This window comes from Bacillus sp. FSL K6-1284 (assembly GCF_038002625.1).
Classification (GTDB): Bacteria; Bacillota; Bacilli; order Bacillales; family Bacillaceae; genus Bacillus; species Bacillus paralicheniformis.
This window is the reverse complement of the sequence record NZ_JBBOCW010000001.1, coordinates 4,101,849-4,114,436: the sequence shown is the minus strand read 5'-3', so window position 1 is coordinate 4,114,436 and position 12,588 is coordinate 4,101,849. Positions and strand designations below refer to the sequence as shown.

The following is a 12,588-nucleotide window of genomic DNA, read 5'->3' as shown; positions in this document are numbered from 1 at the left end:
ACATCATCTTATGATACGCCGCTTTTTTTCATACTATAAACCTCATAAACGTCTGTTCTTCATCGATTTCAGCAGTGCGATCATCGTCGCAGTGCTTGAGCTGGCTTTTCCCCTAGTCGTTCAGTGGTTCATCGATACGCTGATTCCCGGGGGAGACTGGCTTGAAATTGTCTGGGTTAGTATCGGCCTCTTACTGATTTATTTGCTCAGCACGGGCCTGCAATACATTGTCAATTATCTCGGGCATAAGCTCGGCATCAATATTGAAACGGATATGCGCCAGGAGCTTTTCCAACATGTACAGCGCCAATCTTTCCGCTACTTTGACAATACAAAAACTGGACATATCATCAGCCGCATCACAAATGATCTGTTTGATATCGGAGAGCTGGCCCATCACGGACCGGAGGATTTGTTCATCGCCGTGATGACCTTTTTCGGTGCATTTTGGATCATGCTGACGATTAATGTGAAGCTTGCCTTGGTTGCTGTTCTGTTTGTGCCGTTATTGATTATTTTAATCACTTATTCAAATATCAGGATGAACCGCGCTTGGCGCCAGATGTACAGCGAAATCGCCGATGTTAACGCCAGGGTTGAGGACAGCGTCTCAGGCGTTCGCGTCGTTCAATCTTTTACGAATGAGCGCTTTGAGATTTCCCGGTTTTTAAAGAACAATCAAAAGTTCCGCAAGGCGAAGCTGAAAGGCTACAAAACGATGGCTCTCACGACTGCCGGGACCTTTTTGATGACGCGGCTGATGATTCTGGCAGTGCTTGTGTACGGAGCTTGGCTCAGTTTTTCCGGAAATATGTCCTACGGGGAATTCGTCGGGTTTGTTCTTTATGTCAACGTGTTGTTTAAGCCGATTGATAAAATCAGCGCCATTTTGGAGCTTTATCCGAAAGGAATGGCAGGATTTAAGCGGTTTACGGAGTTGATCGATACAAAGCCGCAGATTGTCGACCGCAAAGATGCGATTGATGTTCCGCTGTTGGAAGGAAACATCGTCTTCAAGAATGTGACGTTCGGCTATGAAAAACATAAACCCGTCCTGCAAGGCGTCGATCTGTCAATTACAGCCGGAGAAACGGTCGCTTTTGTCGGCCCTTCGGGAGCGGGCAAAACGACGATCAGCTCGCTGATTCCGCGTTTTTATGATATAGACGGCGGGTCTATCACAATTGACGGCATCGATATTCGCGACATGACAAAACGTTCTCTCCGTTCGCAAATCGGCATCGTCCAGCAGGATGTGTTTCTTTTTACGGGGACGCTCCGCGAAAACATCGCCTACGGAAAACTGGATGCGACAGATGAAGAGATTCAGCGGGCCGCCAAAATGGCGCATTTAGAACAGCTGATCGAGTCGCTCCCGGACGGTTATGAGACCCAAGTCGGCGAAAGAGGGCTGAAGCTGTCAGGGGGCCAAAAGCAAAGGATCGCAATCGCCAGGATGTTTCTTAAAAATCCGCCGATTCTCATATTGGACGAAGCCACATCAGCACTTGACACAGAGACGGAGCAGGTGATTCAAAACGCTTTGACAGAGCTCGCAAAAGACAGGACGACGCTTGTCATTGCTCACAGACTTGCTACGATCCGCAATGCCGACCGGATTGTGGTCGTGACAGAAAACGGAATCGCAGAAGAAGGAACACATGATGAACTGGTTGAGCGCGGCGGTATTTTTGCGAATCTTCATCGTGTACAGTATCAGTCGTAAATGTTTGAAACAGGCAAGCCCATGTTTGGGCTTGTTTTTTTAATGGCAAAAGACCTTGAAAAGAGAGAGAACCGTTGCTACACTTTCGTTATAAACTGTCGATATCGGATTTCGATATTGAGTTTCGTTAAAGGGGGTGCGGTATTGGAAGATAAAGTATTGCGAAAGCTATTTCTGGGATTTATTCAAATTCATATTTTGCACCACGCCAGCGAACATCCGATTTTCGGCTTGTGGATGCTTGAGGAATTGAAAGAGCACGGATATAACATCAGTGCGGGAACGCTGTATCCGATCCTTCATTCAATGGAATCTGACGGACTTCTTCGAAAAGAAGAACAGAATGTGGACGGGAAAATCAGAAAATACTACTCAACTACGGAAAAAGGAGCAAGCGTACTGAAGGAAGCAAGGTTGAAAGCATATGAACTGTTTAAAGAAATTAAAGAATAGAGGAGTGAAATGATGACAATGCATAAAGCGGACCGAAGCTTGAGGTCGCTGCTTGAAATTCTATTCGTTTCAACCAGGCTTGGATTGACATCGTTTGGAGGGCCGATCGCCCATTTGGGATATTTTCATGCTGAATATGTCCGCAAAAGAAAATGGATGGACGAAAAAAACTATGCCGATCTGGTCGCTTTATGCCAGTTCCTGCCCGGCCCTGCCAGCAGCCAGGTGGGGATCGGAATCGGCGTCATGCGAGCCGGCATCATTGGAGGCATCTTAGCGTTCATCGGGTTTACTCTCCCATCTGTCATAGCACTCGTATTATTTGCTATGATTCTGCAAGGCTTCGATATCGGGACAGCCGGCTGGATTCATGGGTTGAAAATCGTAGCCGTAGCCGTAGTCGCCCATGCTGTTTTGGGGATGGCGCAAAAGCTGACACCTGATAAAAGGCGCAAGGCGATCGCGCTGTTTGCTCTAGTCGCCACCCTTCTCTGGCAGACGGCTTTTACACAGGTCGGAGTCATCCTGCTCGCCGCTTTCGCCGGTTATCTCATCTATAAAGAGCAAGTTGAGACAGATGATTCTGTCATGCGGTTTCCAGTGTCGCGCCGTTTTGCGGCGGTTTGTCTCAGCTTGTTTTTCGGGCTTCTCATACTGCTGCCGATGCTCAGAGAACTGACATCTTCCAGCTGGATTGCCATGTTTGACAGTTTTTACAGGTCGGGTTCTTTAGTCTTCGGCGGAGGGCATGTGGTCCTGCCGTTATTAGAACGGGAATTTGTTCCGACGGGCTGGTTAAGCGAAGAGGCATTTTTAGCCGGGTATGGAGCCGCTCAAGCTGTTCCGGGGCCTTTGTTTACATTCGCTGCATATCTTGGTGCGGTGATCAACGGTTGGCAAGGCGGATTGCTCGCCACAGCGGCGATTTTTCTGCCGGCGTTCCTGCTGATTTTGGGGACGCTGTCCTTCTGGGATACGCTGCGCCGCAATCCTAATGTGAAAGGCGCTTTAATGGGAGTGAATGCAGCCGTTGTGGGAATATTGATTTCCGCATTTTATCATCCGATCTGGACCAGCTCGATATTGGCGCCGGTTGATTTTGCATTCGCCGCGGTTTTATTCAGCCTGCTTGTCTACTGGAAGCTTCCGCCATGGATCATCGTTGCGGCCGGTGCTGCCGGCGGTGCATTGATGCAATTGCTGTAAATGGAGAAGGCTGCCGACAATTCGGCAGCCTTTTTTCTCGTATTAACGGTGTTCTTTTCCGATTTCGGGAAGCACCGTTTTGGCGATATTTTCGTCCAGTTTTTCATAGTCGTAGTATTGAATCGCATCATATAATTCTTCGCGCGTCTGCATGTCATCGAGTACACCCTTTTGCGTGCCTTTTTCGAAAATTTCTGCGAAGACCCGTTCATAAGCTTTTGCGGCAGCGCGCAGGGAGGTTACCGGGTAAATAACCATGCTGCAGCCGAGCATTTGGAATTCGTCAGCCGTGTAATAAGGCGTTTTTCCGAATTCGGTCATATTGGCGAGGAGCGGCGCTTTAATGGATGAGGCCATTTCCTTGAACTCGGCTGCGCTCGTTAATGCTTCCGGAAAGATGGCATCGGCTCCCGCGTCGGCATATAAATTGGCGCGTCTGACGGCGGCTTCCATTCCTTCCGCTGCTTTTGCATCCGTGCGTGCCACAATGACGAGTGAAGGGGCGGTTTCTTTTATCGCTCTAATTTTTGCGATCATGTCTTCTGCCGGGACAAGCGTCTTTCCATTTAAATGTCCGCATTTTTTAGGCAGCTGCTGATCTTCGATTTGAACGGCTGCGACCCGGCTTTCAGCCATTTCGGCCGCCGTGCGCGCCGCATTTAGGACACCGCCGTAGCCGGTGTCGATATCGACCAAAAGCGGAAGATTTGCGGCTCTCACAAGTTCGCTGGCTTTTTCAGCGATTTCCTGGGAATGAATCATTCCGAGGTCAGGGAGTCCGCGGCTTGCCGTGTAGGCTGCCCCGGAGAGGTAGAGCGCTTTGAAGCCGATGTTTTTTGCGGTAATGGCTGCCATCCCGTCATGAACGCCTGGTATTTTCAAAATATCAGGCGCTTTCATCAGCTTTCTGAATGTATTGGCCAGTTCTTCCTGAGTTGATTGTTTCGAGACAATCCACATATTCAAAACCTCCTAAATCACAAACAATTCCATAAAGTCCGGCACAGGTGTACCGCTTAATTGGCGAGGGTCATTCAGCAGGGCGTTGATTCGCTCCGCTTGCCCCGCCGGAAAGCGCGTTTTTAAGTTATTGGTGAATTTTTCTTTTAACAGCGGGATGCCTTCGTTGCGGCGGCGCCGATGACCAATCGGGTATTCGACCGCGATTTTTTCCGATTGTGTGCCGTCTTTGTAAAACACTTGAACAGCGTTGGCGATCGAGCGTTTTTCCGGGTCGAGATAATCGGTAGAATACTGTTTGTTTTCGACTGTGGTCATTTTTTCGCGCAGTCTGTCGATTTCCGGATTTTGCGCGGTTTCGTCTTCGTAATGGTCAGCGGTAATATCGCCGTAGATCAGCCCGATCGCTGTTATATACTGAAGGCAGTGATCACGGTCAGCCGGATTTTGTAATTCTCCTGTTTTGTCGATAATCCGGATGGCCGATTCGTGCGTCGTGATCACGATTTGATCGATGTTATCAAGTCTGTTCTTCACTTCAGGGTGAAGCTTGATCGCGGCTTCAGCAGCCGTTTGTGCGTGGAATTCCGCCGGATACGAAATTTTAAAAAGGACATTTTCGATGACATAAGAGTCGAGCGGTCTGGCGAGCGTCAATTCTTTTCCGCCGAATAAGACATCCTGAAAACCCCACATTGGAGCGGACAAAGCGGTTTTATATCCCATTTCGCCCTTCAAGGTCATCATTGCGAGCCTCACGCCGCGGCTTGTCGCATCACCGGCTGCCCAGGACTTTCGCGAACCGGTATTCGGAGCGTGACGGTACGTCCGCAGGCTTGAATTATCGACCCAGGCTTGGGAGACGGCATTGACAACATCCTGTTTTGTCCCCCCCAATAGTGAGCATGCCACAGCAGTGGAGGCGACTTTTACAAACAGCACATGGTCAAGCCCGTTTCTGTTTAAGCTGTTCTCGAGAGCAAGGACGCCTTGGATTTCATGAGCCTTCACAATTGCCGTTAATACATCGTGAATGGTGAGCGGTTCCTTGCCCGCCGCGAGCCGCTGCCTGCTGACATAGTCAGCGCAGGCTAAAATCGCTCCAAGGTTATCTGACGGGTGGCCCCATTCGGCTGCCAGCCATGTGTCATTATAATCGAGCCAGCGAACCATGCAGCCGATATTGAAGGCTCCGTGAACAGGATCGAGCTCAAATTGCGTTCCCGGGACGCGGGTGCCGTTCGGGACGACGGTACCCGGGGCAATCGGGCCGAGATGTTTGGCGCATTCCGGGTATTTGAGCGCCAAAATGCCGCAGCCCAGTGTATCCATTAAGACGTAGCGGGCGGTTTCAATCGCTTCTTCGCTTGAAATCTTGGCATTTACCGTATAGTCTGCGATCTCTTCCAGCAATTGATCGCAATTTTGGAGCGTTTGACTTTCTGTTTTCATAACATTTATCTCCCTTCTTTCTGAATCAAAGGCGAACTATGGATGAAGATGACGCGGTCCGGTATAGTGAACTCTCGGGCGGAACAGCCTGTTGTCTTCGTGCTGTTCAATGACATGCGCGCTTAGACCGACAGAACGTGCCGCGAAAAATATCGGAGTATAGAGATCGATCGGTATGCCGAGCAGGTAATAGACCGGAGCCGCATAGTAGTCGAGGTTCGGATACAGGCCTTTTTCTTCGCGCATCAGCTTTTCGCCGGCATCGCACATTTCATATAAATCCTGTCGGCCGGTTTTATGAGATAGCGAATAGAGCGCCTTTTTCAACAGGGCTGCGCGCGGGTCCATTTTTTTCATATAGACGCGGTGGCCGAAGCCCATGATTTTTTCTTTTCTGCTTAACTTATGCTCAATCAGCTTGCAGAAGCCCGATTTTGTTTCTCCTTCGAGCAGCATGTACATCACTGCTTCATTCGCGCCGCCGTGCAAATGTCCTTTAAGCGATGCAGCGGCGCCTGTGAAAGCACCGTATATGTCTGTGTTTGTCGATGCGATCACTCTTGCGGCAAATGTGGAGTTCGGCATTTCGTGCTCGCTGTACAGCATTAATGTCTGATCAAAGACGGCTGTTTCTTCCGGAGTCGGTTCTTTTTCCGTCAGCATGTATAAAAAGTTCTGGCTGAATGAAAGCTGTTTATCAGGCGTGATGACATTTTTCTGGTGAAGGATGCGGTAGCTGTTGGCGGTAATATTCGGAACCTGTGCGATCAAGCGCAGCGCTTTGCTTCTGTTTGCTGATGGAGACCTGTCATTCAATTCAGGATCATATCCAGCCAAAGCGGAAATCCCGGTTCGGAGCGCATCCATTGGATGGGTGTTATTCGGAAGCGCCTTCAGAATGGTATAGATTCCGCCGGGCAGTTCATACGAATTTTTTATAGCGCTTTCAATTCCTTGCAATTCCATTGGATCAGGCAGTTTATTTTGAAGGAGGAGATAGACGAGGTCCAGATATGTTTTTTGTTCTGCAAGTTCGATTAAATCATAGCCTTTAATGACGATTTGTTCCGCTTCCGTATCTAAGAAGGAAATGTTCGTTTCCCCAGCAATAACGCCTTCTAATCCCGGTTTAAATACACCTTGTTTGCCCATTTTTCCACCTCTTATTCGTTTTTTAACTTTTGTGTCAAAAACGTGCTGTGAGAATGGCATTGGCTGTTCGGCGGATTAGTATGAACGTTCCAGCGTTTCTTCAATGGAACGCAAACTTCGTTTAATGTGGGAACGCATGGCGGCTTCTGCCAAAACGCTGTTTTTTTCTTTGACGGCATTAAAAATGTCCAAGTGTTCATTGAAAGATACAGACGGTTTGTAGTCAGGATTTTTGTATCCGCTGATTCTGCGATACCGTTCAATCCTGCTTTCAAGCTGATCCAGAAAACGTTTTGCGGTTGCGTTTGTGCTGATGGCGTGCAAGATGGAATGAAATTCTGATCCGTATTTGACCGTATCTGTTTTGCGGCCCTTTACGGCAGCCAGTTTCATCAGTTCGATGCGGTCTTCAAGCTGATGAAGGCTCTCCGGTGTCACCAGCTGTGCGGCTTCGGCAGTGAGCAGTCCTTCAAGCGCTTCCCGAACTTTAAAAACCTCTTTCGCTTCAGCAAGCGAAATCGGGCATACGCGAAGCCGGCCGTTCGGCTGTTTACTGACCAATCCTTCAAGCTCCAGCCGGTAAAGAGCCTGGCGAAGAGGAGTTCTGCTGATGTTTAAACCCTTTGCAAGACTGTCTTCAGCAAGCTGTTCAGAGGGAGGGTATTCAAGTTCGATGATCTTCGTTCTTAATTCATTGTAAGCGTAATCACTTGCAGACTGTCTTTTGACTGGATTTGAAGAGTGCATGAAAAAAGCTTTCGCCTCCTTTTTTCAGAATATAATTATTATTGTATACAATAATACAGATATGTCAATGTCATCCATGAAAGACTGAAAAATAAAATCAATGGGAGATCCTCATCTTAATCAAGGCACCTTCATTTTCTGGCATCCCGTCTGTCGAAAATGGTAAAATATATCACAATCGACAAAGAGGCATTTCGCCTTTGAGCAAAAAGGAGGCCATCCAAAAATGAATCCAGCTCACGAACCTCTCCCGCTCGAATTTTATAGCAAACCAACAATTGAACTCGCTCAATCCCTGTTAGGCTGTCTTCTTGTCAAGGAAACAGAAGAAGGGACTGCTTCAGGATATATTGTGGAGACAGAGGCTTATAGAGGGCCCGGGGACAGAGCGGCGCACAGCTACGGCAACCGCCGGACGAAACGTACGGAAATCATGTTTCATGAAGCCGGCTTGGTCTATACGTACACCATGCACACCCACACACTCATCAATGTTGTAAGCGGAGGAGCCGATGAACCTGAGGCCGTGCTGATCAGAGCGCTTGAACCCCATGAAGGCCTCGCGCTGATGGAGAAGCGAAGGAGCGGAAAGAAACCGCGCGATTGGACGAACGGACCGGGAAAGCTGACAAAAGCGCTTTCCATCACGATGAACGATTACGGCAGACCGCTGACATCGCCGCCGCTTTATATCGCAAAAGGATATGAACCTCAGAACATTTTGTGCGGCCCGCGAATTGGAATTGACAACTCTGGAGAAGCGAGGGAATACCCTTGGCGTTTCTGGATAAAAGAAAACCGCTATGTCTCAAGATAGTTAAAAGGTTTGGCTCCCGTTCAACAGGGAAAACAATAAAAAAACAGGAGGGAGTCAAGCTATGAAAAAAGTGTTTAAAAGCGCCGTCAAATGGGCGCCTGTCATCTATCCGATCGCATGGAAAATCATCAAAAGCCGAAGAGAGAAAAAGAATCTGAAAGCCGGGTAAACCGGCTTTTTTTCTTGGAGAAAGGCCAAATTGACTTGAAAGCGCAGCCATAATAGAATTTACTTAACTATGAGACAAATTTCACAAAAAGAATGAATATACCTGAGTGTATGGGTTTGGTCTCGGTTCAAGTATCTTAGTGGGAGGGTCTTTTTCTATGCTCAATGCTCGGCTTAAGCTTATCCTCGGCGAATTGATAGGAGCAGAATCACCGTTAACCAGCACATATTTGGCCAATGAGCTAAATGTGACCTCTCGGACGATCAGGTCAGATGTGAAAGAATTAGACCGGCTTCTCTCCAAAAACGGCGCTGCCGTTCAATCGATCAGAGGTGCAGGCTATCGGCTCTCCATCAAGAATGACCGCCTCTTTCGCCAGCTTCTGCAGCACACATTTCATGAAGAGCTTTCTACTCCCGTTTTTCCGAATGAGCGTATTCTCTATTTATTAAAAAGGCTTCTCTTAACTGAGGAGTATGTCAAACTTGAAGATTTAGCCGGTGAGATGTTTATCAGCAAATCGACGGTCCAAAACGATATGAGAGATGTGAAGAAAAGGCTTAAACCTTACGACATCGAACTGGAGATCAAACCGAATTACGGCTTTAAGCTGAAGGGAGATGAGATGAAGCTGCGATCCTGCATCGCAGAGCACCTTTTTCCAAAGCGGGAAACGGATATTGATATTATGAACACCCGGATATCCATCCTCCCAAAAGAAGAGCTGGCTATGATCCGTCAGACGATTTTAGAAAAAATAAGCGAAGATCACATTTCTCTTTCAGATATCGGACTAAACAACCTTCTCATTCACGTCGCCATTGCATGCAAACGTATTCGAAGCGGCAAACATGTTTCTCTTTATTCCAAAGATGTAAAGGAGATTATGAATCATAAAGAATATGAAGTGGCGAAGGAGATTGTCCGCACTCTTGAACAAAAGCTGCAAGTGGCATTTCCGGATAAAGAAACGGCCTACATCGCCATCCATCTGCTTGGCGCGAAAAGGACGGTTATGGCCTCCATTCGCAGCGATGCAATCGAAAATATGATGGATGAAGAGACAGACCGGGTGACGAAATTGATCATGAAAGCCATCGATCAAAAATTTACCCTTGGCATTGGGAATGACAAAGAATTAAAAATCGGTCTCGGTCTTCACCTGAAACCGGCTCTGAATCGCTGCAGATACGGCATGAATATCAGAAATCCGATGCTGGACGCAATTAAAGCCAATTATCCCCTCGCATTTGAAGCCGGGATTCAAGCTGGTGAAGTCATCAAAAAAGAGACGGGATTTGACATTCAGGAAAGCGAGGTCGGCTATCTCGCTCTGCATATCGGCGCAGCCATGGAAAGACGAAACATGAACAGGCCCTCAAAACGCTGCATGATTGTCTGCGCGTCAGGAGCCGGAAGCGCCATGCTGCTTCAAGACAGACTGCGGGCTACATTCGGTTCAAAGCTTGAAATCCTTGGAACAGTTGATTACTACAAGCTGAATCAAATGTCTCTCCATGCACTCGATTTTGTCATCAGCACCATACCGCTGTCCGCTGATCTTCCTATTCCGGTGATTCAAGTTAACGCCATATTGGGAGGGGGAGATTTAACGAAAATAGAACAGGTGCTTGCTGAAGATGACGGAATCGCTTCGACCTATACGAAAAAACAGCTCGTCTTTTTGCAGGAAAGTCTGTCTTCCCGAGAGGAGGTCCTCCGCTTTCTGTGCGGAAAAGTGATGCAATCAGGGCTTGCAGACGCTGGGCTTGAAGCCTCCGTCTTTGAACGGGAGGCCGTTGCGCCCACTTGCTTCGGTAATCTGGTTGCAATTCCGCATCCGATGGCACCAAAAACCGATTCGACTTTTTGGGCGGTTTGTACGCTGCAAAAACCGATAGTCTGGGAGAATAAGAGGGTTCAATTCGTTTGCCTTCTTTGCGTGGAAAAGGACAATACAGCAAATTTGCAAGAGATGTACAAATTTTTGGGCCGTGTTTTAGATGACAGGGTCATTGTCCGGGAGCTTCTGAAATGCAAAACGTACGGGGAGTTTATGTCCGTCTTCAAAAAAAGCAGGCCGGCTCATCGATATGCAAAATGAAGATGTCCCCTTGTCTTTTTTCCTCTTCAATGAGGAAAATCATTAAGTGTATATGAAAGCGGTTTCATTGTATGATGGAACTGTAAAAGAGATCATACACGATACGTAAAAGGGGGACATATGAACATGAATATCTTACTAGCTTGCGCTGCAGGAATGTCAACGAGTCTGCTTGTGACGAAAATGGAAAAAAGTGCAGAGGAACAAGGCAAAGACTATAAAATCTGGGCCGTTTCCGGAGGAGAGGTTCAGAATCATATCGATAAAGCCGACGTATTGCTTCTTGGCCCGCAAGTCCGTTACATGCTCCCGCAATTAAAAAAATTAGGAGAATCGAAAGGTGTACCCGTCGATGTCATCAATACGGTCCATTACGGAACTTGTAATGGGGCAGAGGTGTTAAAATCCGCCGAACAGCTTGCCGGCTCTTAAAGGAGGCGGCACAAGTGAATAAGTTTAATGCGTTTTTAGAGGAGAAGGTCATGCCGGTTGCCGGCAGAATTGCCGCCCAGCGCCATTTGCAGGCACTCAGAGACGGTATTATTCTGACCATGCCATTAATCATTATCGGATCGCTGTTTCTCATCTTAGCCAATTTGCCGATTCCGGGATATCCGGAATTCATGGCGGGGATTTTCGGCGAGCAATGGGCTGATAAATTAAGCTACCCGGTTAATGTCAGCTTTGACATTATGGCGTTGATCGCAACGTTCGGCATCGCCTACCGGCTGGCCGAAAAATACGACATTGATGCTCTGTCATCAGGTGCCATTGCCGTAGCAGCTTTTCTGCTTGCGACCCCCTACCAGATTCCGTTCACACCGGAAGGCGCAACAGAGGAAATTTTAGTGTCGGGCGGCATCCCGATTTCATTAATGGGAAGCAAAGGTCTGTTTGTCGGCATGCTGATTGCAATGTTCTCGACTGAGGTTTACCGCTGGGTCGTTAAAAAGGATATTGTCGTCAAAATGCCGGACGGCGTACCGCCGGCTGTCAGCAAATCATTTATCGCTCTGATTCCGGGATTCGCCGTTATCGGCTCGATTTGGGGGGCGCGCCTTTTAATTGAGATGACGCCGTTTGGAAGCCTCCATAATGTCGTCAACGTACTTTTAGGCACACCTCTGTCCATCCTTGGAGGCAGTCTCGGCGGAAGCCTTATAGCCGAAACTGTGAAAATGCTGCTGTGGTCCTGCGGCCTTCACGGAGCAAACATTGTCGGCGGAGTGATGTCGCCGATCTGGTACGGTGCGATGGACGAAAACCGTCTCGCTTTCCAAGCCGGTGAAGCGCTCCCAAACATATTTACGACACAGTTTTTTGAGATTTGGGTTAACATCGGCGGAAGCGGCGCCACTTTGGCTTTGGTCATTACGATGTTTGTTAGAGCGCGAAGCAAACAGATGAAACAGCTCGGCAGATTAGCCATCGGTCCCGCTATTTTTAACATCAACGAACCGATTATTTTCGGCATGCCGATCGTCATGAATCCGATGCTGCTGATTCCGTTCATCGTGTCGCCGCTGTTAATGTTAACGGCAACCTATATTGGAATGAGTACAGGTCTTGTCGCAAAGCCGGCTGGGATTGCGGTGCCGTGGACAATGCCGCCCGGCTTTTCCGGATATTTAGCAACAGGAGGGAAAATTTCCGGAGCGGTCATGCAGTTGATTAATCTGTTGATTTCGTTTGTCGTATACTATCCGTTCTTTAGAATGTGGGATCTACAAAAGCTGAGAGAAGAGAGCGAACTGGAGGCCGGAACGGCCGTAAGCGACGGTCAACAGGCCAGTGTATAGAAA

General features: G+C 48.1%; 11 protein-coding genes. 7 read left to right on the top strand and 4 right to left on the bottom strand.

The genetic code is table 11. From position 1 onward, the window contains the following. The first annotated feature begins 10 nt into the window (after nt 1-10). The 3 genes from MHB72_RS21010 (at nt 11) to MHB72_RS21000 (ending at nt 3,385) form a co-directional block, all read left to right on the top strand. Entirely contained in the window at nt 11-1,726 is a 1,716-nt protein-coding gene (locus MHB72_RS21010) for an ABC transporter ATP-binding protein (protein ID WP_101561324.1), read from the top strand. Between the two features lie 144 nt (nt 1,727-1,870). After that, entirely contained in the window at nt 1,871-2,179 is a 309-nt protein-coding gene (locus MHB72_RS21005) for a PadR family transcriptional regulator (RefSeq protein ID WP_020453412.1), read from the top strand. A gap of 12 nt (nt 2,180-2,191) precedes the next feature. Beyond that, nucleotides 2,192-3,385 carry a chromate transporter gene (locus MHB72_RS21000; protein WP_216919250.1) on the top strand — a complete coding sequence of 398 codons (1,194 nt, stop codon included), beginning with the start codon at nt 2,192-2,194 and terminating at the stop codon, nt 3,383-3,385. A gap of 42 nt (nt 3,386-3,427) precedes the next feature. On the opposite strand, the gene prpB is transcribed toward MHB72_RS21000, so the two are convergent. From prpB to MHB72_RS20980, 4 genes are all read right to left on the bottom strand, one after another. Then, the gene (prpB, locus tag MHB72_RS20995) at nt 3,428-4,345 is read right to left on the bottom strand and encodes a methylisocitrate lyase (RefSeq protein WP_026580301.1); all 918 of its coding nucleotides are present in this window, start codon (nt 4,343-4,345) and stop codon (nt 3,428-3,430) included. 12 nt (nt 4,346-4,357) lie between these two features. Continuing rightward, entirely contained in the window at nt 4,358-5,797 is a 1,440-nt protein-coding gene (locus MHB72_RS20990) for a bifunctional 2-methylcitrate dehydratase/aconitate hydratase (protein ID WP_216919253.1), read from the bottom strand. A gap of 36 nt (nt 5,798-5,833) precedes the next feature. Continuing rightward, nucleotides 5,834-6,949 (bottom strand): citrate synthase, encoded by a 1,116-nt coding sequence (gene mmgD, locus MHB72_RS20985; RefSeq protein ID WP_020453408.1) that lies wholly within the window; start codon nt 6,947-6,949, stop codon nt 5,834-5,836. A gap of 75 nt (nt 6,950-7,024) precedes the next feature. Continuing rightward, nucleotides 7,025-7,696 (bottom strand): GntR family transcriptional regulator, encoded by a 672-nt coding sequence (locus tag MHB72_RS20980; RefSeq protein WP_003186304.1) that lies wholly within the window; start codon nt 7,694-7,696, stop codon nt 7,025-7,027. Nucleotides 7,697-7,922: 226 nt separating this feature from the next. Here MHB72_RS20980 and MHB72_RS20975 point away from each other — a divergent pair, with 226 nt between their 5' ends. The 4 genes from MHB72_RS20975 to celB all read left to right on the top strand — a co-directional run bounded on the left by MHB72_RS20975 (nt 7,923) and on the right by celB (nt 12,585). Continuing rightward, entirely contained in the window at nt 7,923-8,513 is a 591-nt protein-coding gene (locus MHB72_RS20975) for a DNA-3-methyladenine glycosylase (RefSeq protein ID WP_020453407.1), read from the top strand. A gap of 326 nt (nt 8,514-8,839) precedes the next feature. Then, complete coding sequence (locus MHB72_RS20965) at nt 8,840-10,786, top strand: BglG family transcription antiterminator (RefSeq protein WP_145625111.1); 1,947 nt, start codon at nt 8,840-8,842, stop codon at nt 10,784-10,786. A 126-nt stretch (nt 10,787-10,912) separates the two neighbouring features. Continuing rightward, a complete protein-coding gene (gene licB, locus MHB72_RS20960) occupies nt 10,913-11,218 on the top strand; it encodes a PTS lichenan transporter subunit IIB (RefSeq protein ID WP_003186297.1) in 306 nt (101 codons plus the stop codon). 14 nt (nt 11,219-11,232) lie between these two features. Then, entirely contained in the window at nt 11,233-12,585 is a 1,353-nt protein-coding gene (gene celB, locus MHB72_RS20955; protein ID WP_216919255.1) for a PTS cellobiose transporter subunit IIC, read from the top strand. Nucleotides 12,586-12,588: the final 3 nt, after the last annotated feature.

Excerpts from the sequence above, each read along its gene's own strand:
- MHB72_RS21010 (WP_101561324.1), top strand. The coding sequence starts at position 11 with ATGATACGCCGCTTTTTTTCATACTATAAACCTCATAAACGTCTGTTC.
- MHB72_RS21000 (WP_216919250.1), top strand. The coding sequence starts at position 2,192 with ATGACAATGCATAAAGCGGACCGAAGCTTGAGGTCGCTGCTTGAAATT.
- prpB (WP_026580301.1), bottom strand. The coding sequence starts at position 4,345 with ATGTGGATTGTCTCGAAACAATCAACTCAGGAAGAACTGGCCAATACA.
- MHB72_RS20990 (WP_216919253.1), bottom strand. The coding sequence starts at position 5,797 with ATGAAAACAGAAAGTCAAACGCTCCAAAATTGCGATCAATTGCTGGAA.
- mmgD (WP_020453408.1), bottom strand. The coding sequence starts at position 6,949 with ATGGGCAAACAAGGTGTATTTAAACCGGGATTAGAAGGCGTTATTGCT.
- MHB72_RS20980 (WP_003186304.1), bottom strand. The coding sequence starts at position 7,696 with ATGCACTCTTCAAATCCAGTCAAAAGACAGTCTGCAAGTGATTACGCT.
- MHB72_RS20975 (WP_020453407.1), top strand. The coding sequence starts at position 7,923 with ATGAATCCAGCTCACGAACCTCTCCCGCTCGAATTTTATAGCAAACCA.
- MHB72_RS20965 (WP_145625111.1), top strand. The coding sequence starts at position 8,840 with ATGCTCAATGCTCGGCTTAAGCTTATCCTCGGCGAATTGATAGGAGCA.
- licB (WP_003186297.1), top strand. The coding sequence starts at position 10,913 with ATGAATATCTTACTAGCTTGCGCTGCAGGAATGTCAACGAGTCTGCTT.